This window comes from Pseudoalteromonas sp. GW168-MNA-CIBAN-0100 (genome assembly GCF_040309225.1).
GTDB lineage: Bacteria > Pseudomonadota > Gammaproteobacteria > Enterobacterales > Alteromonadaceae > Pseudoalteromonas > Pseudoalteromonas arctica.
Genome location: NZ_JBEOOL010000034.1, coordinates 23,747 through 47,483, shown reverse-complemented (window position 1 = coordinate 47,483; position 23,737 = coordinate 23,747). Strand labels below are relative to the sequence as shown.

Here is a 23,737-nt window from a genome sequence, read left to right as displayed (position 1 = left end):
CGCCTGCAAAATTGATGCAGGATCACTTGGCGGCTAAAGCCGCCTAAACGTTATGCACTTCAGATTTGAATCCGCGAAGTGTTTTTTTATTGTATTGAGATACAAGTTTATTAAGCTGTTGGGTTACTTTCTTGTAAAGCACTCATTGATGGGTCGCGTAAATAATTGAACAACATAGCTATAAATAAAATCACGGCAAACCCTGTGGCTAAGTAAAAGCCATAGCGCACATGGCCAAAGTAATCGCTGATCATACCCATAAATAAAGGAGCTAAAGCAGCTGATAATGCGGTAAAAAATAATATAACGCCGGCTACGGCTCCATGGCGCTCTGCAGGAAAACACGAGATACCTTTAGAGTTTAAAGTTGGATAAACCATAGACATAAATAAACCTGAAAGAGGTAGTAACCCTACAGCCCAGTCAACGCCACCAATAAGTGTACCCACATAACAAAGCGCAATGCCTAAGCTTAAATAAGCCATAACACCTTGCCAGCTATAACGATTTAGTAACCATACGGCAATAAAACGACCTGCAGCACGTAGTATAAAAAATATAGTAAGTGCATAAGTGGCAAGGAGCGGCCAAGAGCCTGTGTAGTCCTTTAATAGCGTTGGCATCCATACATAAATAGCCACTTCAGTCGCTACATAAAGTGCAATAGCTAAAGAAAAGCCAAGTGCATAAGGGTTTTTTACCATTTTCAGGGTGGTGGCCAAAGAGGCTGGCTTTTCAGTTGTTTTAACTACGTCAGGGTAGTCTGCGCGCCATGCTAATAAAGCAAGAATTAAACACATTACGCCCGCAATAATATACAGGTATGTCCAACTTACGTTTTGCACTAATAAAACACCAACTAGGGCAGGGCCTACAATAGCGCCAATGCCAAAAAAGCCCTCAACCTTGTTCATGGTTTTAGTATGGTCGTCGTTACTATGTGAAATATCGCCAAGCAATGCCAGTGCGCCGGTTTTAAATAAACCAATGGCCAAGCCTATGCAGCAAAGCAATACTAAAAAGAAGGTAAAACTGGTGCTAAATGCAAATAAAAAACAACTCGCAGAAAATATTAATAGACCTAGCATAATGGTTTTTTTACGGCCAAGGCTGTCAGCTAAAAAGCCTAAAAATAACCCACTAAAGGCTATTAATGCCATGGGAGCGTAATGAAATGCACTAGCTTGAGTCATGCTCAAACCGAAATCTTTTATAAGTTCGGGGATTATCATGCCGACTGCGTCAGAGGTCATGGCAAACATAAAAAACATCATGTATGTAAGCCAACGTATTTGTTGCAGTGGGTCGCTGCTTACGTGTGTGTGTGATTTTGTCATGTGTTTATTCCTCGTTAAATTCTCTATTAACACTTCGTAAGTCAGTCAGTTGCTTACTGTAGTATTACGTGAGCCACGAAATTTGTATGTAAAATTATTAAAAATTACTTGTAAATTCTTACTCGCTAGTTAAAGATATATCTTAATCGATTAAGTTTCAACATGGTAATCACATAATGATGAAGAATAAAGTTCAATTGATCACATATGCTGATCGAATCACTGGCCAAAATATAGGCGCGCTAACCACACTTTTAAACGGCCCTTTAAAAGGCGTATTTGGTGGTGTGCACTTATTGCCATTTTACAATCCTATTGATGGCAGCGATGCTGGCTTTGACCCTATTGATCATAGTGAAGTTGATTCTAGAATAGGCACTTGGGAAGACATACAAGTATTAGGTAAAGATCTCGACTTAATGGCAGACCTAATTGTTAACCATGTATCAGCGCAATCTTTTCAGTTTCAAGATGTATTAGCTAAAGGTAAGGCATCAGAATTTTGGGATTTGTTTTTAACCAAAGAAGATGTTTTTCCCGGTGGTATGAGCGAAGCTGAGCAAAAAGCAATTTACCGCCCGCGTCCTGGCAGTTGCTTTACCTCAATGAAATGTGGTGATGGTAAAACCTATGATTTTTGGACCACATTTACCGACAATCAAATCGATATAAATGTAAAAGTAGAAGCCGGTGTTGCGTATTTAAGTAACGTACTTACTAAATTTTCGGCTAACAATGTAAATATTATTCGTTTAGATGCGGCGGGTTACGCCATTAAGCAAGCGGGTACTAACTGCTTTATGCTTGATGAAACGTTTGGCTACCTAGATAACTTATCTAAGCAGGCAAACGATTTAGGCATGGAAACCATTGCAGAAATTCATAGCCATTATCAAACTCAGGTAGAAGTGGCAAAACGCGTAAATATGGTTTACGACTTTGCGTTACCACCGCTTATTTTACACAGCTTATTTAACAACGATGTAGATGCACTTCTCAAATGGTTACAAATTTCGCCACGTAATTGCTTAACCGTACTTGATACACACGACGGTATTGGCATTATTGACGCAGGACCAATGGGCGACAAAGCAGGGTTATTAAATGCACAGCAGATTGATAACCTAGTCGAAACAATGCACGGCAACAGCAACAATCAAAGCCGCCAAGCTACGGGCGCTGCGGCGAGTAATGTCGACTTATATCAAGTTAACTGTACGTACTACAACGCATTAGGTGCTAAAGACTTTGATTACTTACTGTCGCGTGCAATTCAATTTTTTGCTCCAGGTGTACCACAAGTTTATTACGGCGGCCTATTTGCTTGCGAAAACGACATGGAATTACTGACAAATACAAATGTTGGCCGTGATATTAACCGCCCATATTTAGATGCAAATATAATCGACAAAGCCTTAAATAAGCCTGTAGTAAAAGGTTTAATTGAATTAATTAAAATTCGCAATTCACACCCCGCGTTTGCAGGTGAATTTAGTGCCCAAGGTGAAGGCAGTATATGTTGTTTATCGTGGCAACTAGATGAGCAAACTATTTCACTTACTGTTGATTTTAAATTACGCCATGCGCTTATTACGCAAGTAAACGGTGATGAAGAAACAACGATTAACTTAAATTCATTTTTAGCTTAATACTATAAAAGTAATTTACAAACGCCATGTAAAGCAAAAGCCAAGCTTAAGTAGCTTGGCTTTTTAACACATAAAACTATTGCAAGGTTTGTAAGCTAACTACTCGCACCAATCTCTAATTCGTAACTGACTTCCTGAGTTTTTTCTTCTTTAGAAATAAATAATTCGGCGGCTATAACGCCTTTTTCTTGGCTGTTTTGATGAATAGTGGTGAGGCGAGGTACAAACCGGGCTGCTTCATCAATACCATCAAAGCCCACAATACGCAGTTCTTCACCTATTTTTATGCCTTGTTTTATTGCTTCTCGCATTGTGGCAAGCGCAATTAAATCACTCATACAAATAATAACGTTAGGACGCGGTGATGCACTAAGTACTTCTTTTGCAGCAATATTGGCAAAACGTTCGCTACTTTCAGGAATGTTCCAAATGCGATCGTCAGCTACCGTAATATTTGCCTCGCTTAAAGCGCGTTGATAACCACGTAAACGTTGATGCGAAATAGATTGTCCGGTTTCAAATTCGTGATGCTCATACACGCGGCATAATACGTTTTCATCAAGTAACCTAAGCCCTAATATAGCCACTTTATCGTTTTGATTATGTAGTACGTGTTTAGCAATTTCGTAACTTGCTTGCTCGTTATTAATATTTACAGAGGCATTGCGAGCAATATCAAAATCAATTGTCACTACATGTTTAGACACTGTTTTTAACTGCTCAACTAACGCGTTATTACGAGGGCGGCCATAACAAATAAAGCCATCTACAAAGTCGACCACGTTGTTAAGGTTATCGCTATTACCTGAAAACAATAAAACATTAATGCCATTTTTTTCAAGCACTGAGGTAACACCGCGCATAAAGCTACTAGCTACAGGGTCCGACACCATATACTCCACACTATCGGGCAGCACTAAAGCGACAATATTAAATGTGCCATTACGCAATGATTGCGCGGCCTTATTAGGCCCGTAATAGCCCAAATTTTTACACGCTGCGAGAATATCGTCTCGGCGTTTAGCCGATAGCTGATCAGGGCGATTAAACGCATTAGATACTGTCGCGTTAGACACACCTAACTCTTTAGCAATACTTTTTAGGGTCCAGCGGGTTTGCTTACTCATACCAATTCTTTACTCAATACTCATGTTAATAAACTAACATATTCAGGGCGTTAGCAAAGGGCAAATTTGCAAAATAGTCTTAATTGTTGGTGATTACACTTAAACTAAAAAGCCTAACTGCTTTAAAGCTATGCTAATACAGTGCTATATGATTTAAATAACATTATTAATTTTTGTGACACTTGGCTGATTGACGATTTTTAATTGGGGCGCTAACTTCATCTATAATTTGTGTTCACGCTTCTTTTATTAGGGCCTTATATAGGCTAAATAAGTGATTGCTAAATTAGGCTATGTATATCCACACACAGCCTAATATCACCTACAAGTCTCTTAAAGCTTGCTGAATAGGGGTTTTAAGTAATTTAACTAAAGGCGACAACGTTGCAGTTACACATAATATTAGTGTGGTTAAAAGTGCGATGAATAATGCAAGTAAGTCAAAGCCAAGTAAAGTTGATCCAATCAATTCATAAAAAATAAAACACGTAATGAGCGCCAATATAAAAGCAAAGAGTATTTGTTTGCAGCGATTAAAAACGATAAAACCGTCAGTAGCCCCTATAGCTAACAATACACAAATAGATTGTTTATCTAGCCTAAGTTGCGCGAGTACTTGATACCATAAGCCACTAAAGATCCCTGCAAGAATGATCAGTGTAATTATTAATCCAAACCAAAGTAAATCAGTTGATTGTTGATCAAATTTGGCCAAAATATCTGCTAATGTTGCTGCTTTATGGATATTAATATTTGAGGCTTGTTCGCTTAACCAACGATTAAAGTCACTGTTGTTACTAAGTGCGTCAATGTTGCTTGATAGAATTGAAAAATTTTTTAACACTTCCTCATCATATATATTCAAGGGTAAGTATAAAGTGGGCATAATGCTTTGCCTGCGACCCCAATGAGGAATATCCTCACTGATCCCAATAATTGTGAGTTGCTGGTTTTCTAAACCGTAACTAATCGTCGTGCCAATGAGTGAACTCAGCTCTTGCGTACTACTTAAATGCTTAGCAAGGGCGTGGTTGATGATCACACCATTTTGCCAATTAGCTAATTGTTTCCCTTGAACATCCACATCAAGTAAATCAAAAAAATGGCTACTCACATAGCTTGTTTTGATATCCATAGCTTCCTTTGCACCTTGCCCTGCAAGCGTATACTGTTGTAATTTTTCAAAAGGGGATGACAAAATTACTGCTTGCGGGTCTACTTGCTGTATCTTATTTAAGGCTTGGCGCCAAGAAATCGCAAAGTGTCCAGAGTCTACACTTACCTGAGCAACAGATAAGTTAATATTGCTGTGTTTATATTTTTGCCACTGAGAGAGAGCAACATTACTCAGCGCATAGGTGGCTGTTAGAGCAACGCTTAATTGAATGACTAAAATTCCTCCGGCTAACGCCTTTTGAAACAACGACACCCGAGTATTTGCCATACGAGTAAACAATGATCCCTTGAGCAAATTTACAAGGGGTATGAGTGAACATAAAATTACGCTCACAGTTATCATTGCGATTGCACTGATAAAACTTACACTATCTACAGACAAGTATTTATCAGTAAATAATAATTGGTAGCTGGTACTGCTAGTTATTAACTGACTAAGTAAGTATAGACTTAATACACTAAGCAAACTTATTACCACGATTTTCAGACATGAAAAAAGGAGCGCAGGTCGAATAAAGTCGTTCGATTGTGCGCCTAACAACTGTAAGGTTTTATACTCATCGGCAAACACAATAGCTTTACTGCTGGAAATTGAAAATAAACTAAATGTTAAAATAAAAAATAGCGTAACAATTAAACCTAATAATAATTGCCATAGTAGTACCATATGCTGATACGACTTAGGGTCAAAATTTATGCCCGAGAAAATAACTAGCGGCAATGGTGATTTACCAAAAGACATACCTTTAACACTTAAATCTATACTCTCCAATTGTTTTTTTGTTTGCTCAGGATCAAAAGACATTTTTGCAGAGAACACGCCATAATATAAAGGTGCAGCTTGTAAAAATCGGTCTACCATTGAGTCATTGGTAAAAGGAGTGGAATAGCGCAAAATATCTTCTGGTAGCCATACATCGACATGATTAACTCCCACTTGGTTATATTTTTTATTTAAAACACCAAGAATTTGTATACCTCGCTCAAGGCGTTTATAGGAAAGTATTTTTCCTTTAATATTGGCATCACTTTTGAGTGTTTCTCGCCAAAACTTTTCAGTGATCCACGCACCAGACACTTTGTTATTTTTTAGCACGTCAATCGCTAAATTGTCGGCCATATTGGGTGAAAAAATAGCACTTCTGACGTTGCTTAACTTTGCGTTATCAATCGAAAAGTTGAATTCTTTAAACACGAGCCATGATACATCTTCAACCATTGGTAGTGTTTTTAGCTGATCAAGCGCTTGTTTACTAACTGCACTTAAACGGTTATCTTCGCTCAACCTGCCTAGGGTATACAAAGGCTTATTTGTATTGGTCCAGCTTGGGTTTTCATAAAAAAGCATGCTGCCTAAGCGCAACGCGATACTTAAGAGGGCGGCGGTTAAAGCAAATCCAAGTAATAATATAGCCAGTTTTAAATATTGCCCACGCCAACGTCGCCATTGTGTCAACAGCTCAAAGCCTAGATTACTTACCATCATAATCTATCCGTCCATCTAAAATTCTGATTCGGCGCTTGCAGCGTTGTGCAACGCTTTCATCGTGTGTAACGACTATGAGTGTGCTGCCTTTATCACATAGCGTCTGTAATAACGCAATTACTTCATCACCCGTAGCTTGATCAAGGTTTCCCGTCGGTTCATCCGCTAATATCAGCGCAGGTTTATTTACCAGAGCCCTTGCAATGGCAACACGTTGCTGTTGGCCACCCGAAAGCTTATCTGGCGTGGTGGCGTGTTTGTCTAGTAACCCCACATCATTAAGCGCCTCTTTTGCACGGTCAATGTACTCACTAGATTTTATGGCTTTATTAAAGCGCATAGGCTGCACTACATTCTCCAGCACTGTCATACTGGCTATTAAATTAAAGTTTTGAAATATCCAGCCTATGTGGGCATTGCGCACCAAACTCTTTTGTTTACGGGTCAACGCTGTAATGTTTTCACTACGCAGTAAATAGTCACCAGCCGTTGGTTCATCGAGTAAACCAATAATAGATAATAGAGTTGACTTACCACTACCAGAAGGGCCCAAAATAGCGATTGATTCACCATCATTAATTGTTAAATTAATGTCTTCCAATACAGGCTTGGCATTGGCTGAAAATGACTTTGATACTTGCTCTAACGTAATTAACTGCTCCACTGTGCGCTCCTTAGCTGGGGTTGTTGTTTTTATTGTTATACCTATTTTTATTTTTACATCGCTTTTATAATTCAGTTAAATCATTTGGAAGTGTGCTTAATACTAAATCCCCTTCATTTAACCCAGCTAAAATTTCAATATATTGCTCACCCTGTAAGCCTATTGTTACTTCTTTAGCAAAAATTTCTCCCTCTTCGTATATATATACATTTTGTGTTAGTTGGCGAGGGTTTAAATAAATGGGTTTGGCGATACGTAATGCGTTTGCTTTGTCTGCTACTAATACGTTGGCAGCAATAGATAAGTTACTGATTGCAGATGTAGGTACTTGCTGTATAAATGCAGCTTCTAGTTTTATTTGATTCGCCTCAATACTTGGAAACACCCGCACAACTTTTGCGTTATATAAAGTGCCTTTAATTTCAACCTTCACAGGCATGCCTATTTTTATAGTATCAGCTGCGCTTGCGGGGGCGAGTAATTCGGCATAAAGGCTATTTTTATCTGATAGTTTAGCCAGTACCGTTCCTTTACTCACGGCTTGCCCAACATCAATTTCATCAAGCAACTCTGTTAAAATACCACCTTGTGAGGTTTTTATTTCAAGATTTTGTACATCGCTGTATGTGAGGGCGAGCTGTTGTTTTTCAGATTCAAGGGTTAGGTCTAATGCTTTTTCCTCATACTCACGCGCCGTTAAAAAAGCTTTTTCACTGCGTTTTGTTAAATCTAATTTTAAGCGAATTTGTTCAAGCCGCGTTTTAGCTTTTAAAAAATCAAGCTCACTTAGTAGCTGCTGTTTATGTAATACATCTAAAGTGGCAATTTCTTGCTCTGCAAATTTTAGTTCGCTTTGCGCCATAGCAACGTCGTTAGCCAGTTGCGTTGCTTCGCGCTGTAATTTAGCTAGTGCTGATACATGCATTGCTTGTGCTTTTTGCCAGTTTAATTTTGCTATATCGTATTGGCGTAATAACTGCGGGTTAGATAACGTAAGTACAACGGTATTGCTGGCTAAATGACTACCCGGCAGCACATTTAATTGGCTTACATGGCCATCAATTTGTGCCACTAAACTACTTGACACGCGGGGTTTTAACCGACCAAACACGGCAACTTGCTGCTGTACTGCACCTTTTTCTACCGCTGAATATTTGATTTCGTAAGCTTTATCACTAAATAATACCGTTAGCACAAGCCAAATTGTTACCACTAATACCAATACACCCAAAGCAAACAGTAAAACAGTTCGCGATTTTATTAAGTTAGAATCTTGCTTTGGAATAGTTAACATTTATTGCCCTTTTAGCTACTAAGCACGCATGGCGCTACAAATTAAACACTATTGCGGGTTGAACCCTATTAATGGGATCTCAATTAAATACCACGGGATAGTTGCATGCTTTTTCAGAGTAAGTGCAGCACTTTTTCGTCGTTTGATGGCTTTTATTAATGAGTCTGTAAAAGCCCCTCCTTCGGAATATAAGTAACTGCCATCTTTTGCAGTGGGTGTATCAAAGTATAAATACACATAATGTGTGTTTGTAGGTACTTGTATATTTGTAAAAGCGAGAAACTCTTCACGGGTGATATTAACGTTGAGTTGCTCACTGTTTAAGATACTTTTTAAATCAGGGGCGATTTTAATTGCCTCTTCATAGCTGAGCCAATGCTCGCTTTCAATATCAAAAATATAGCCTGTTTGGTAGTATGCATCGCCGCCTGCGTTTAAAAAAAACTGTTCAAAGGTATCAAAGCGCTTGGTAGTGCCGAGTTGCCACTGTTCTACTTTATTGGCTTTATCAGTAAAGCTTTTCATTTCTTCAGTGATCTGTATCTCGGCAAAGCTACTCATATGGGTAAAAAGTAATGCAGAGAAAGCGTGTTTTAGAAGGTGTTTTATCATTTTAATCTCCATTTAAAATGCAAACCCTAAATTGGGTACTTTCTATACTATCTAATGGTTTTTATTTTGTAAATAAAATGTTTATTTTTTAAAGTTAAACTAGACACTTATCATAAACCTTGCTTTTTTAGTCTAAATAAAAGCCACTCAAACACCCGTAATCTCTTTTAAAACGCCAATTAAAACACCCGTAATCTCTTTTAAAACGCCAATTAAAACAACATTAAACTCTTTTTTATATGCTGAGTAAAAGTACAGCAATAGATTGAACCAAAATAGGAACTCAGCTATGGTTTGTTTATTAATAAAAAATAAAAAACGAGTTAATTTATAGGCTCGTTACGTTCACAGAGAGTATGATGAAAAATCTAACTATTGGCTGGTTAATACTACTTCTTCTAATGAGAGGAGTTAAGTTGACTCAGGAACAAATTGTAGACGGGGAGCTAAATGGTCTAACTATAGTTTCATCAGCGATTTATCTTTGTTTAGTAGCCGTTGCCATTTACGGCATAGTGTCTAGAAAGAATATTGGCTACTTTTCTACTTTGAGCATACTAGGCTTGCTTAGTTTTGGTAGCGTGTTCGGCTTAATCTCATTGATACATACCCTGAACTATCCAGATTTCCTCGAGGAGTCTTTGTTCTGGATTATTTTAATTCAGGGTGTTGTTAGTTTTGTATTTTTTTGTGGTTGGGTTAAACACGGCAGGTTTCAAGTTGCCAAAACATAACAACTCGCCGTGAGGTGGGTAACTAGTAAAATTTAGCTATTGAAAACTTTAAAATGGTGCGCCTTTGAGCGGTATTAAATAAAACACGCATCTTAAATTATATATACCACAACATTTAAACGGATTTTTATGACTATAAAAACAAAAATAACCAATCATGTATTGCTCTGCGCTTTATTACTATCACCAGTTATAAATGCTGCACAAGAACCCATTCTACCTACTACACTTGAGCAGTGGCGCAGCATAACAGAGCGCGATATTAACGCGGCTTATAGTATTACTGCACAAAATCATCCTGGTATGTTTGATGTTAATAACCCAACTTTTCCTGATTTATTAAAACAAGCAAAAGCGGAGGCACTTAAACTCTCGGCTCAAGCGAGTGGGCCGCAGGCGCATGTAGCGGCAATTTCTCGTTTTAGTACTGTATTACAAGATGGCCACGCGGGTGCGTTTTCAAGCGTAGATAGACCCGCACGCCGCTGGCCGGGCTTTAGAACTGTGTGGCGAGGTGATGCGCTAAAAGTGTATTACAGCGAAACCAACAATATTAGTAAAGGCGACGTTGTAAGCCAATGTGATGGGCAAAGCACTGATACCTTAATGCGTGAGAGAATATTTAAGTTTCATGGTGAAGTTGCACAACCTGGGCATTGGTGGCAGCAAGGTTGGCGGTTACTAATTGACGAGGGCAATCCATTTTTAACTCCTCTAAAAGAATGCGAATTTGTTAAAGCCAATGGCGATACCTATACACACGTATTAAATTGGTCTGTGAGGCCTAAGTCAGCAAGTAAGCATTTAGAAAATGCCTACAACGGTGATGAACTCCCCATTGATTTAACGTGGCCTGAAAAAAACATTGGTTGGATTGCTATGCCTAGCTTTTCATCAACCGATAAACAAACTGCTGCCTACAATAAAGTGTTTGAAAAAATACAACAGCAACGTAGCAAGTTACTTACTGCAAAAGCCGTGGTATTAGATTTGCGCCATAACCAAGGTGGATCATCTTATTGGAGCTCACAAATAGCAAAAGGATTATGGGGCCAAAAAGTAGTAGAGCAAAAAGCAAATAATACTTCTCAAAACACGCAAGTATGGTGGAGAGCATCAAAAGATAATACTGACTATGTAGAGTCTTTATTGGACGTTGTAAAAGATCAATCCGAAGTACTGAAAACTTTTAAAACCGTCGCTGCTGGCATGGCTCTATCACTTGAAAATGATGCCCCGTTTTATGTAGAAGAAAAGACTAATACGCTAAATAACATACCACAAAAGCCTTTAGTGAGTGACTTTAAAAACAAGGTGTTTGTTATAGTGCCGCCGCAATGCGCTAGTGCTTGTTTAGATGCACTTGATAAGTTTAAGCTTTTTGAAAATACAACGTTATTTGGTGCACCAAGTAGTGCTGATTCTATGTATATGGAGGTACGTTTAGCTGATTTACCTTCAGGCTTAGGCAAAGTGATTGTACCTAACAAAGTATACGTAAACAGAGCGCGAGGGGCAGGGGATTTTTACAAACCCGATGTGGCGTATAACGGCCTTGATTGGACAACCAATGTGTTGCTTGAGCAAATAAAAACGCTATAAAAAAAGCCGCTTGTTGTAACAAGCGGCTTAACCTTCTAACTAGGAAATAGTTTAGAACGTGTAACGAGCACCAATTGAGTAACGAGGACCGTATTGATTAGCAAATAAGAACTGCTCTTCGTAACGTCCGTAACCTTCTTCGGTTGCATTGTTTAAGTTTATGCCATCAAAAAATACCGTTACGTTTTCGTTTACATCGTAGTTAACGCTCATATCCCATTGACCATACGCTTTAGCATATTGCGGAGGCGCATCAGCTGAACCTTGCGCTTGGCCTACACCAATTAGGTATGAGTCGCGCCATGCATAAGTAATTTTAACTGATAGGCCGTCTTTTTCGTAAAAGCCTTGGAAGTTAGCTGAGTCACTTAAGCCTGTAAGTGGTGCTTGTTGATCAAGGCTTTCGCTATCAAATTCAACGTCGCCATCTACAAACGTCGCGTTAACACCTACACCAAAACCGGTTTCACCAATTAAGTGCTGAACAGCTACTTCAAAACCATCTACCGATTTACTGTCGGTGTTTTGTGGTTGGCTAATATTCCATGTAATTAGCGGATCGTCGCTGTTTGGCTCAATAACGCCATTTGCATTGCCGTAACCGCTGGCAATCATTTGTGCAAAAATAGCGTCGGTTGTTGCTTGCTCGCCACGTGATTCAATATCGCTTACGGCTTGTAAGTAACGAGGGCCGTTTAAAATATCGTGCAAGCCATCAATAGTGGTTTGCGTAATGGTGGTTTGAATAAAGTTATCAACATCTTTTTTAAAGTAACCAACAGATGCGTAGCTGCCTTCTGCGTAGTAATACTCAAGTGATAAATCAAGGTTTGTTGATTCAAACGGTAATAAGTTTGTATTACCTTGGCCACCTGTACGAGAACCTGGTTTTGGGCTACCTGTTAAACTACGACCACCGGCTAGATTACCTAGTGGTGCACGCGACATTGTTTTACCCCAAGATACGCGGGCTACTACGTCTTCAGTTAAATCAACACTTACGTCGATTGAAGGCAGTAAAACATCGTAATCACCTTGTTGCTCTAAGAAGTTATCATCGCCGCCAGCAGCGTATTGCATGATCCACTCTGAAGCGCTGATCCAATTAACTTGATCTTCAACGCGTTGGCGCACAGTACTTGTTACGTCTGTTTGCTCATAGCGTAGGCCTGCATTTACTTTTACGTAGTAGTTACTTACGTCAAATTCCCAGCTTGATTGAACATAAAAGCTATTCGTTATTTCTTCTACGTAGCTCTCGCTATCTATTCCGTCTGCGTATGCATTAGCTGTATATGCATCGCCACCCGTTACATCAGCCGTTAAATAAGCAATTTGGCGCGCAACAGCTTCGTCAAAGTCATAGGTATAGTAGTAACCAGGTTGTAAGTCGCTGCCGCCGCCATCAAACTGATCTAAAAGGCCTGATGTGTCGTTGCGGGTAAACATGCTATCTGGGAATATTTCTGTATACGATGGGTTAAAGCCTGGACCACCTACTAAACCACTCCACGCGGTGTAACCACCGGTGTTTTGTTCTGTACGTGATGCGCCAAATTTAACTTTAACTAAACCAATGTCATAGCTTTCGTTATACCATGTTGTATGTAGCTGTAATTGTTCAATGTTTGATTCACCTGGTGAATGAATAAACTGACTAAAGTTTGAATCAATTTCGCCAGGCGTTAATTCACTTGTGCCATTTAACCAATTAACTTGTGCACTGGGTACTTCGCCCGTACGGTAATCATAAATTTTATTAGCTAGCTGATCAGAACCTAAAATTACTTGGCCGGCACTTCCCAGCCCATTATCGGCGCCGTTATCAGTTTCGTTTTTAGAGTCGTGGTAATCAAGCTCTACGTGCCACGTGTCGTTAATTTCCCAATCTAGATTTAAACCTAGAGAGCGCGCTTTTACTTCTGTAGTACCTTTATTAGCTGTGAATGATGCATCGTTACCGCTAATATCAGCATAAACAGCTGTACCATTTTCATCTAGTTCGTAGCCATTAATATTGCTACCAAAGTCGTTCCAAATACCCCAACCAATACTTTGAGAACCTGTTACAGCTTTACTTGCGGTGTAATCAAGTGTTGCTACAAAGCCATCTACCGGTGCAAACTGAAAAGTAACTTGTCCGTTCGTACGTTCACGTTCTACATCTTCAATAGAGTAGTTCATGTCTTTAGGGAAGTAGTAGTTACCTGATGTATCTGTACGGTTATCAACAACGTTGCTGCTATCTAAATCAGGTAGGTCTACGTTTGCTTGCCAGCCTTGAATATTGGCACTTTGTTTTTGAAAGTCACGCTCTTGGTGCGAAAACGAAAAACCAAAGCCAAAAGTGTCATCTACAAAAGTATTGCTGTAAACAGTAGAAAACTCTGGTGTTACGTCATCGCCAGCTTCGTTTGATGAGTCGTGGTTTGCTTTAACGGTTGCTGAAAAGTTCTGACCCGGCTTTTGAAAAGGGCGTGCAGTAGAAATATTAACCGTTGCACCTAAGCCACCGCTTGGCACGTCTGCACGTGCTGTTTTAAATACTTCAAGGGCACTTACACCTTCAGAGGCGATGTTTTCAAGGTTATACGAACGTGTATAACCTGTGCCCGGCATTTGGCGGCCATTTAAGGTAATTAAGTTAAACTCAGGGCCAAAACCACGTACTGTAATTTGGCTACCTTCACCGTTTGCACGGCTCACCGATACGCCGGTAATACGTTGTAATGATTCTGCTAAGTTGGTATCTGGGAATTTACCCATTTCTTCAGATGAAATGGCATCTACAATGCCAGAAGAGTCGCGTTTCATATCCATAGAACGAATAAGTGAACCACGAATACCTTTTACTTCAATAACTTCTACATCAGATGAAACGCTTGTTTCTGCTTCTGCCGCAATAGCTGTGTTTAATGTGCTCGCAGCAATGATGAGAGACACAGAAGCCGCAAGTTGGCTCTTTTTAAAATTGAATGTGTTCATAATAGCTCTGCTTTATAAAATGTTGTTGTGTAGCAATAGGCGCTAAGCGCCTATTGGTGTGTGTTTTATGGATTTGCAATAATCACGTTGTCTATACGGTAAAGCGCGCCATCGCCCATGTCCCAGCTAGGAAAAACCATAATTACGTTTAATGCGCTAATGTCTAAGCCGGCATCAAATAATTGCTGAAGAGAGAAGGTGTATGTTTGCCATTCGCCCGTTACAGGTACTTGGCCTTCAACACTGCTAGATAAAGCAAGCTCTACGGCACTCGATGTACCAATTGATTCAATTTTAAATAGCCATTGTGCGTCAATATCTGAAGGGGCTGATACAACTTTCATATCAAATTGAACTACACCATTTTCAAGTATTGCAGAGGCATCGAACGATACGTCTTCATCAGCAATAAAGCCCATTACTGTAGCAGTAGAACCAATGCTAAATTGCGCTACTGCGCCATGCGCGTCATCATCGGTTTCTGTTGTTGGTGTAGAGCCACCACAACAATCCCAAATACTCCACTGATCGGCAGCTGCATCTTTAAAGACAGTAAGCTCACCCGTTGCAGCTGGCGCTGCATTTGGATTATAAATCTTAACGTTATCTACACGGTAAACAGAGCCTTCACCTGCACCCCATGCTGGGAAAATCATTAGTACATCTATAGTACTTACATCTAAGCCAGCAGCTGCAAGATCAGACAGCTTAAACGTATATGTTTGCCACTCGCCAGTAACTGGCGCTACGCCTTCAACACTTGCCGTTAATTCAAGCTCTACTGCAGAGTCACCTTCGTTTGACTCAACTTTAAACAACCACGGTGTAGTTGGGTCACTCGGTGCAGACGTTACTTTTAAATCAAATTGAATAACGCCTTCATCTAAAATGCTACTAGCATCAAACGATTCACCTGCGCCACCTGACGATGTGCGGCTATTAAAGCCCATTACAGTAGGCTCTGCACCAATGCTAAACTCTGCGGTTAAACCATGCTCTTCATCATCCATAGCTTCAACAGGGGTTGAGCCACCACAACAATCCCACATTGGCCATGCTAGATTTTGCTCATCAGTAAAAATAGTAAGCTCAGGTGATACGCCTAAGTTATCTTGAGTAATCTCAACATCGTCAATTAAATAAACAGCGCCTTCACCTGCGCCCCATGCTGGAAACACCATGATCACATCAATTGCACTAATATCTAAATTTGCAGCATCTAGATCTTTTAATAAAAATGTATAAGTTTGCCATTGGCCAACAACAGGACTTACGCCTTCAATGCTATCTGTAATCGGCATTTCTAATGCGCTAGAACCTTCATTACTTTCAAGTTTTACAAGCCAAGCTGTATCAGCAGTGCCTGGTGCATTTGTTACTTTCATTTTAAAACGAACGTAACCTTCATCCAGCATTGGAGATGCATCAAACGGGCTGGCTTTTCCTGCTTCGTCAGTAATAAAAATCTCACGGCTAATAAAGCCCATTACAGTGGGTTCTGCACCTACTACAAATTCAACTACATTACCTTGGGTTTCATCTGCAACAATAGCGGGAGTAGATCCTCCACAACAATCCCATGCAGGCCAATTTGGATTAAATGACTCACCAAAAATAGTCAGTGGTGTTGCAATGCCTGTCGAAGGTGGGCTAGGAATTGGTGCATCGCCTTCAAGCAAAGCATCGTCTAGGCTATTGTAACCTGGGCGAATAGTTTCACAGCCTTTACCTGTTTCAGGGTTTGATGCACATTGATAAACACGTACGTAATCAATAGCAAAGGTTTGGCCGTTTTCAAATGCGCTAGCATCTATACCTAGATCATTAACGTTTTCAGGCCAGTCGCCGCCTACTGCTAGGTTTAGCAATAAGTGAAAGTCTTTATCAAATGGTGCGCTATCCCAGTGAGTTTCAAGCTCGCCAGAACCTTGTTCAAAGTATTCTGCAAACCAACCACGATGTTTTAGGCCTACAGCCTCACCACTTGCATTAGTACGCACTTCTGATTGACGCTGAGTTGCATAAAGGTAGCCATCTACGTACCAGCGAATTTCGCCTTCTTGCCATTCAACAGCATACGTGTGGAAATCATCTGCTGGATTAGTATCTTCAGGGAATTTGTATTCTTGCCCTGTGTAGCTGTTATCTGGCCACGCGCGTCCGTAATGAAGTGTACCGTGGATACTAGACTCTATACCGCCATCTTCATCTGGTGTTTTAAGGTTTACTGATTCTAAAACATCTATTTCGCCAGAACGAGGCCAAGTGCCGTAAACTTCATCAGTTGGCAGCATCCAAAATGCTGGCCAGCTACCTTGTCCTGATGGAAGTTTGGCGCGCACTTCAAAGCGACCATATGTAAAGTCGGCGTTGTAACGCGTATTTAAGCGCGCTGAAGTGTAAGGTTTTTCTGCACCTTCTTCAGCGGGTAGGGCAACAATGTTTAACACACCGTCTGCAATAAATGCATTTTGCTCACTGTCGGTGTAACACTGTTTCTCGTTGTTACCACCGCCATCGCAGTTTAATTCATAGTTCCATTTGTTTGTATCAATGGCTGAGCCTTCAAACTCGTCGCTCCAAACCATTTGCCAATCTGATACTGGCTCAGAGGCATCTACATTTTCAAAATTTGATTTAGTGGCAGAGTCACCACCACAGCCAGCTAACGTAACTAAAGAGATAGCGGCAAGTAAACGTGTAATGTGCGTTGTTTCAATGTTCATAACTGAACCCCGGTTTCAACAGATTATTGTCAGATTAATTGTTTTTTGAGCTTTGTTTTTCATGCTGTAAGCGCTTACATTTTAGATTGTGTTTTGTAAGCGCTTACAAATGATATTGTGGAGTACGCAAATGGTCAACATATTTGTTTATTTTATTTACAATTAGTTTACGGTAAGAGGCGTTTTAGTGTTACTTAATTCATAATAGGCTCTTTAATAAGAGCCTATTAAATATAGGACTAATCCGAGAATGTACGCGGTTTACTTATTTTTAAATGGCATGATCAATAAACCCCAAAGCGAGGCATTTTGCTTTTGGCTTGGGTATTCTTTTAAGCCAATATTTATATCTGCGTCGGCTTTTTTTGCTTTATCTTTGTAGCTACCAAATAATTTATCCCACCAAATTACACTAAAGCCATAGTTTGAGTTAGTTTCACTAACCACTTGGCTATGGTGAATTCGATGCAATATTTGCGTCATTAATATTAAACGCAGTGGTTTTTCAATGGCATTAGGTAGGCGTATATTTGCATGATTAAATAGTGCTAAACCATTAAGTGCTATTTCAAAAATAAGTACCGCAATGGCAGGTACGCCAAGAGCTGTTACTGCAATGAGCTTTATAAGTATGCTCAGTACAATTTCGATAGGGTGAAAGCGCAAGCCCGTACTTGTATCAACATGTGCATCGGCGTGGTGTACACGGTGCAAGCGCCATAAAATAGGCACTTGATGAAATAATCTATGCTGCCAATAAATTAATATATCGAGTAAAAGTATGCTCAATATAATAATTAAACTGCTTGGTAGGGCTATTTGATTAAATAAGCCAATGCCGTGCTCTTGATTGTAAAGTGCAACAGCGGTTAACCCAATGGGTACAACTAAACGTGCAATAACTGATGAAGCAAACACTAACCCAAAATTAGCAAACCAACGTGTACTGCTTTTAATAGGTGCTTGGCGAGCAGGCTTTTGCCATTCAAGCAGCATCATTATAATTAAAATGCTAAAAAAACAGCCGAGTCGCCACCATACTTCATTAGTCATTTATTACCTCATAATTTGCACTGCTAGGCACGTTTTCAGCTGCTTTGTTAGCATCGGCTTCTTGTTGCTTAAGCGTGTGATAACCGCCATGTATACGGGTAAAAATAGTTATGCCACACGCAATAGCAAAAATGCTCGCCATAACTGCAAAGTGCTGCGGCCAAATACAAAATGCAATAAATAGCGCTATTGTTTCAGTGCCTTCGGTTAAGCCATTTAAGTAGTAAAAGCTTTTGTATTTAAACTGCGGTTTTTCGAGTTTAAATTTTTCGGCGGCAATCGCAAAAGCTAAAAAGCTTGAGCCCGTACCAATAAAAGTGGCAAGTAATAACGATCCCGCTATCGCGTTTTGCTCAGGGTTTGCCAAAATAAAGCCAAGCGGAATAGCCGCGTAAAATAAAAAGTCGAGTGTGATATCTAAAAAGCCACCCGCGCTTGAACTTTGGTTTGCATAGCGTGCTAATGCGCCATCAAGTCCATCTAAAATTCTATTTAAAGCAATGGCAACTAATGCGCCGTACCAGATTTCAAACGCCAGTAATGGCACGGCTAATAAGCCAACTAAAAAGCCTACCACGGTGAGCTGATCGGCGGTTATGCCGCGTTTATGCATAATCATAACCACAGGTGTTAAAAGTGGCTTAATTACAGGGGTGATAAATTTGTCTAGCATGTTTTTTGCCTTATGCGTATTAAAGCTATGTATTAAAGTGCGCTACTTAAAGTAATGAGTTTGCCACTTGCAGCGTCGGCGTCGCTATGGTCGTGAGTTACCATAATTGCAGGTAGCTTATGATCGCGTATTTGGCTAAACACGAGTTCGCGTGTATCAACACGCAGTTGGGTGTCGAGTTTGCTAAAGGGTTCGTCGAGTAAAATGGCTTTAGGTTCGCTCAGCAGCATACGTAATAATGCAACACGGGCTTGTTGCCCACCCGATAAGTTATCGGGGTGGCGATTGCCCATATCTTTAAGACCTACTTGCTCAAGTGCGTGTTCTATTTTTTCACTGCGTTGTTTTTTATTACCTTTGGGCATTGCAAAGGCAATGTTACCAGCAACAGTTAAATGAGAAAATAATAAAGCGTCTTGATAAAGCACTCCAATATGGCGCAAGTGTGGAGGGGTGTTATCGATATTTTGACCATTAAGCCACACCTCACCATTGGCCTTAAAGCTACTAGGTAAAGTACCCGTAAGCCAATTTAATAAGCTTGATTTACCACTGCCTGATGGGCCCATAATAGTCAGAATTTCACCGCCATTAACTTGCTCGTTTAAGCTAAGTAACAGCTCATTTTGGCGATAAAGCTGACAATTTTTAATCTGTAACGATGACTGCATTAAAAAACCTTAACCCTGATAGTGTTAAACATGGGTGCTTTAAATATGTGCACTTTTAAGCACGTGCACTTTTGAAAAAATATTTAGGTAAACCCCATGCCAGTATAAATCCAATAAGCGGCAATGCCATTTGCATAATAGCGTACACGGCACTGGTGCGTCTGCTTGCGCCATTGGCAAGCGTAACGGCTTCGGTTGTTATTGTGGCTATGCGCCCGCCGCCAGCTAAAAGCGTGGGGAGGTATTGTCCAAAACTAATTGCTAAGCCCAGTGCGGCTGCAATTAAAATAGGGGCAAACAACTGAGGTAGTTTTACTTTAAAAAATACCTTGCACGGCGCTGCGCCTAGGCTTGCTGCAACATGAGCAAAACGAGGATCTAAGCGCCTATAACTGCTCGCAAGTGACAAAAACACATAAGGCAACACAAACAGTAAATGCGTAAGTACCACATTAAAAAATGCGGCTTGGTTATTTACCAATTGTTGTATCCATACTAGCCCAAACAAAAAGGCAATACTGGGTACTAATAACGGTAAGTAAATAATTAAACTGGTAAAACGAGAAATAGGTTTGTCATTCAACTGCTCTGATTCTAAACACAGTAAAGTAAGAATAATGGCAAATAGTGTGGTTACTAAACCGATTGCTAGCGTATTAAAAAGCGGGCTGCCCATTTGCATTAGCGCACTTTTAAAATGCAGTAGTGTAAATTGCTCAGGCATTGCATCTGGAAAGCGCCAAAAACCTGCAACCGACCACATAACTAAACCAATAAGCGACAACAGTATAAAGCCAATTACTAATGTGGTGAGTACGACCGTTATTTTTTGCCAATAAAATCCGCCGTATTCGCGCACTCCATTAGTGAGGGAGTCGCTAAATAGCACTTTTACGGCCTTTTCTGCGCCAAGCCAAAGGGCTAATAACCCACCTGTAACAGCCAGTTGTAATAAAGCACCCGCTGAGGCTTTAATACGCAGATTTAAATCAACATCGTTAAACCAATGCATTATTGCAACGGCTAACGTGGGTGGTGTATTTGGGCCTAAAATGAGTGGCATTTCTACACTGGCACTTGCATAGGCAAGCACGGCTAAAAGGGGCAAACGCAGCAGCGGATAAAGACTTGGCAGTATTACTTTAAAAAAGGCGGTCATTGGGCAATAACCCAAGTTAAGTGCAACCTTATGTTGTTGGCGTAATTTTTTGCCAAGCTCAGGTTGTGCAAGTACGCCCAGTGCCATTAATAATAAAAAGGGAAGCTCTTTTAGTGTTAAGCCTAAAATAATACTAATACCGAACGAATCGTGCGGAAACATGCCGTTTGGCGCAAGTTCCCAGCCGCTTAACCAAGGCGACGCTAAGCGTGAAATCATACCTGAAGGGGCAATTAAAAATCCTACTGCAATAGCAGCGGCGGCATGAGGTATAACTAATATAGGGCTCAATAAACGCTGAATTCGGTTAAGCCACGGGCTATTAAAAAACGCAGCTAAAATCATTAAGGTAATGATAAATGCAAGCAGAGTACTTATTAAGCCCGTTGCAACGCTTAAGGTAACCATTTGAGTAAGGCCAGGTGTTTGCCAAAGGGCATTAAAACCTTGCAAGCTAAATGTAGTTTGCTCAAGTACGGGCGCATAACCAAAGGCAGGCAGCAATACGCTAATTAAGCCACCAAGTACGGGTAGTATAAGTAAAGCGAGTAAAAATCGCGGGCTAAATTTTACAATGCGCGTAAACATATCGGTGCTGCACTGCGTTGTTGCTTTGGTATTAATAGGTACACTTTTTGAAATAACACTCATTGGCTTACTCCATAACGGGTTTGCCAACCTTGCATAATGGCGTTTACCCAGCTTGGATGAGGTTCGCTCAATGTGCGTTTAATACTGTTTAAAGGCAGTGCACTTGGATGCGGTTTAGCTGTTTTAAATAAGGCTTGCTGTTCAGGCGTTAACGTTGATTGAATAAGTACGCTTTTATCGCCCCATATATGCGCTTTTTGCTTTTGAGCTTGCGCCTCAGGGCTGAGTAAAAAATTAGCCACTAATTGCGCACTTTGCTGGTGGCTTGCATTGTAAGGAATTGCCACGAAATGGGTATTACTTAAACTGCCATCACTCATTGCGTAACTGCGAATGCTGTTTGGTAAATCATAGCGTTTTACAGCCGCTGGTACTTCAGGTGCTGAAAAAGTAAATGCGAGACTTAATTCTGTATCGTCCACAAGGCGGCGCATTTGAGCACCACTTAGCATAAAATGAGTGCCACCACGCCAAAGAGTTGGGTGTAATTTATCTAAAAAGTCCCATAACGGATTTAGCACTTGTGCAGTATTTAAAGCGGTAGCTGGTTGGTTTAACTGCGCTTTAATGTTTTCGCTGCTTTGCTGATGCAGTACAACTAAGGCGTATTTTAAAAAGCTCATACCTAAGAAGTCAGGCGGCTTTGGGTAACTAAAGCGACCAGGGTTTTGCGCGCTCCAGTTTAATAATTCGTTTAATGTAGTCGGCAATTTGTTGTTTGCATTACCATTTATTGCAATGCTGTCGTAATAAAACGTAAGTGACGCTTGCCCCCATGGAGCCTCCATCCCATTGGTAGGTAAACCAAAATCAAAGGTTACAGCAGGGTTATTAGCCGGATCGGTTAATGCAAAGTAGGGTAGTTTATTTGCCCATTTTTTTAAAAGCAGAGAGTGCTCACTCATGGTGGCAAAGTTAGCTCCGTTGATCCACATTAAATCTACGCTGCCTTGGTTGTTATTGTTTGCTGATTTTTCGGCAAGTACACGGCTTACTGCTTCGCTGGTGTCACTTAATTTTACATGTACCAGGTTAATGTTGTACTTAGTTTTAACTTGCTGTGCTGCCCATTGAATATAAGCATTTATTTGCGCGTCGCCGCCCCATGCATAAAAGTATACATCTTGATTACTACCAAGTGCTTGAACTTGTTGCCAGCGAGCTCCCTGTTGTTTGTTTATTACTAAAATACTTTTACTATTTGAGTTAATAACGGTATTAGCAAACGCGATGCTCGAAAAAGCAGCTAAATTTGCGATTGCACAAACGCAAAACGCGACACAGCAAAAGCTGTATCGCGCCAGTGTTTGCCAAAACTTAATGGCGAACATTTAAATCCCAGTTGTAGTCTAAAAATTTAACTTTCATGTCATCATTTTTAAGTGCTTTTTGCTGAGCGGGTATCAGTTTAAGTGCGTCGCTGTATTGCAGGAAAAACTGCTGTAGCGTGTTTGCACCTCTAAAACCTTTTTCAAAGTCATCGCCGTACCACTTAAATATTGAAGACACGCTTAGCGTATTTTCTTGAGCCATATTGCGTGTCATATCTGATAAAAAGCGCACTGTTTGCTCTTGCAATTGGCTCTCTAAATTAGTGGCTGTATACGCTTCTTCTCGAAGCGCTGGGCAACCAATACTCGCGCAATTTACTGCAAAGTGAATGCGTGGGTCGTTGTATTTACCGCTGCCACGTATTAAACCATGTTCTATATCATCAAGGCTGCGAGTTTTGCCAAGTAATGGCACAAACTCTTTACTCCATGGTGAGCTAAAAAAGCTCCCTAAGTCTTTAATTGACTTGAGATCAGGGTACTTAGTTAAAATAAGCTCAACAGTCCACGCATTATAAGCATTGATTAAAAAAGCGAGTTGCTTAGGCTTTTCCCATGCGTCAAATTCGCTTTGTGTTACAGCCGTTAACGAATCTAAATACGTTTTTAGCTGTGCATGCTCACGTTTTATGGCAGCGTAATCAACCTCAGTACTGTGATTATGGTTAATAGCGACAACATGCTTATTTAACAATGCATTCCAGCTATCGTGCATGTTTTGGGCTTGGGCCGAAAATGATGTTGCAAACGATGTTACAACTAAAGCCGAACCAAGTAGCAATGCTTTTAGAGGTGTTTTAAACATAA

The 23,737-nt window shown here is 40.3% G+C and carries 17 protein-coding genes; 3 read left to right on the top strand and 14 right to left on the bottom strand.

Features of this window, described 5'->3' with window-relative positions; translation table 11 throughout:
* Nucleotides 1-110 precede the first annotated feature (110 nt).
* Nucleotides 111-1,337: an MFS transporter gene (locus tag AAEY62_RS17395; RefSeq protein ID WP_024591931.1), complete on the bottom strand. Its 1,227-nt coding sequence runs from the start codon at nt 1,335-1,337 to the stop codon at nt 111-113.
* A 176-nt stretch (nt 1,338-1,513) separates the two neighbouring features.
* Here AAEY62_RS17395 and gtfA point away from each other — a divergent pair, with 176 nt between their 5' ends.
* Nucleotides 1,514-2,986 carry a sucrose phosphorylase gene (gtfA, locus tag AAEY62_RS17390; RefSeq protein WP_350635529.1) on the top strand — a complete coding sequence of 491 codons (1,473 nt, stop codon included), beginning with the start codon at nt 1,514-1,516 and terminating at the stop codon, nt 2,984-2,986.
* Between the two features lie 95 nt (nt 2,987-3,081).
* Here gtfA and AAEY62_RS17385 read toward each other — a convergent pair whose 3' ends face one another.
* The 5 genes from AAEY62_RS17385 to AAEY62_RS17365 form a co-directional block, all read right to left on the bottom strand.
* Complete coding sequence (locus tag AAEY62_RS17385; protein ID WP_024607711.1) at nt 3,082-4,113, bottom strand: LacI family DNA-binding transcriptional regulator; 1,032 nt, start codon at nt 4,111-4,113, stop codon at nt 3,082-3,084.
* 322 nt (nt 4,114-4,435) lie between these two features.
* The gene (locus tag AAEY62_RS17380; protein WP_350635527.1) at nt 4,436-6,775 is read right to left on the bottom strand and encodes a hypothetical protein; all 2,340 of its coding nucleotides are present in this window, start codon (nt 6,773-6,775) and stop codon (nt 4,436-4,438) included.
* Complete coding sequence (locus AAEY62_RS17375; protein ID WP_024591920.1) at nt 6,762-7,439, bottom strand: ABC transporter ATP-binding protein; 678 nt, start codon at nt 7,437-7,439, stop codon at nt 6,762-6,764. Before AAEY62_RS17375 ends, AAEY62_RS17380 begins: the two co-directional genes overlap by 14 nt.
* 64 nt (nt 7,440-7,503) lie before the next feature.
* Nucleotides 7,504-8,733: an efflux RND transporter periplasmic adaptor subunit gene (locus AAEY62_RS17370; protein WP_290174254.1), complete on the bottom strand. Its 1,230-nt coding sequence runs from the start codon at nt 8,731-8,733 to the stop codon at nt 7,504-7,506.
* Nucleotides 8,734-8,781: 48 nt separating this feature from the next.
* On the bottom strand, nt 8,782-9,345 hold the full coding sequence (locus tag AAEY62_RS17365) for a hypothetical protein (protein ID WP_101163227.1): 564 nt from the start codon (nt 9,343-9,345) through the stop codon (nt 8,782-8,784).
* Nucleotides 9,346-9,761: 416 nt separating this feature from the next.
* On the opposite strand from AAEY62_RS17365, the gene AAEY62_RS17360 reads away from it, so the two are divergent.
* Entirely contained in the window at nt 9,762-10,079 is a 318-nt protein-coding gene (locus AAEY62_RS17360; RefSeq protein ID WP_157823341.1) for a hypothetical protein, read from the top strand.
* Nucleotides 10,080-10,208: 129 nt separating this feature from the next.
* Nucleotides 10,209-11,681 carry a S41 family peptidase gene (locus tag AAEY62_RS17355; protein WP_350635525.1) on the top strand — a complete coding sequence of 491 codons (1,473 nt, stop codon included), beginning with the start codon at nt 10,209-10,211 and terminating at the stop codon, nt 11,679-11,681.
* A gap of 51 nt (nt 11,682-11,732) precedes the next feature.
* On the opposite strand, the gene AAEY62_RS17350 is transcribed toward AAEY62_RS17355, so the two are convergent.
* The 8 genes from AAEY62_RS17350 to AAEY62_RS17315 all read right to left on the bottom strand — a co-directional run bounded on the left by AAEY62_RS17350 (nt 11,733) and on the right by AAEY62_RS17315 (nt 23,735).
* Nucleotides 11,733-14,666, bottom strand: a complete 2,934-nt coding sequence (locus AAEY62_RS17350; RefSeq protein WP_350635523.1) for a TonB-dependent receptor — start codon at nt 14,664-14,666, stop codon at nt 11,733-11,735.
* 65 nt (nt 14,667-14,731) lie between these two features.
* On the bottom strand, nt 14,732-17,392 hold the full coding sequence (locus AAEY62_RS17345; protein WP_350635521.1) for a family 16 glycosylhydrolase: 2,661 nt from the start codon (nt 17,390-17,392) through the stop codon (nt 14,732-14,734).
* Nucleotides 17,393-17,653: 261 nt separating this feature from the next.
* The gene (locus AAEY62_RS17340) at nt 17,654-18,445 is read right to left on the bottom strand and encodes a sterol desaturase family protein (protein WP_182695378.1); all 792 of its coding nucleotides are present in this window, start codon (nt 18,443-18,445) and stop codon (nt 17,654-17,656) included.
* On the bottom strand, nt 18,438-19,118 hold the full coding sequence (locus AAEY62_RS17335; RefSeq protein WP_350635519.1) for a CDP-alcohol phosphatidyltransferase family protein: 681 nt from the start codon (nt 19,116-19,118) through the stop codon (nt 18,438-18,440). The genes AAEY62_RS17340 and AAEY62_RS17335 overlap by 8 nt, the downstream gene beginning before the upstream one ends.
* A 32-nt stretch (nt 19,119-19,150) precedes the next feature.
* Entirely contained in the window at nt 19,151-19,789 is a 639-nt protein-coding gene (locus AAEY62_RS17330; RefSeq protein ID WP_350635517.1) for an ATP-binding cassette domain-containing protein, read from the bottom strand.
* Nucleotides 19,790-19,844: 55 nt separating this feature from the next.
* Nucleotides 19,845-21,599, bottom strand: coding sequence for an ABC transporter permease (locus tag AAEY62_RS17325; protein WP_350635515.1), 1,755 nt, complete (start codon nt 21,597-21,599; stop codon nt 19,845-19,847).
* Nucleotides 21,596-22,930: an ABC transporter substrate-binding protein gene (locus AAEY62_RS17320; RefSeq protein ID WP_350635513.1), complete on the bottom strand. Its 1,335-nt coding sequence runs from the start codon at nt 22,928-22,930 to the stop codon at nt 21,596-21,598. Before AAEY62_RS17320 ends, AAEY62_RS17325 begins: the two co-directional genes overlap by 4 nt.
* Nucleotides 22,917-23,735: a DUF547 domain-containing protein gene (locus tag AAEY62_RS17315; RefSeq protein WP_350635511.1), complete on the bottom strand. Its 819-nt coding sequence runs from the start codon at nt 23,733-23,735 to the stop codon at nt 22,917-22,919. Before AAEY62_RS17315 ends, AAEY62_RS17320 begins: the two co-directional genes overlap by 14 nt.
* Nucleotides 23,736-23,737 lie beyond the last annotated feature (2 nt).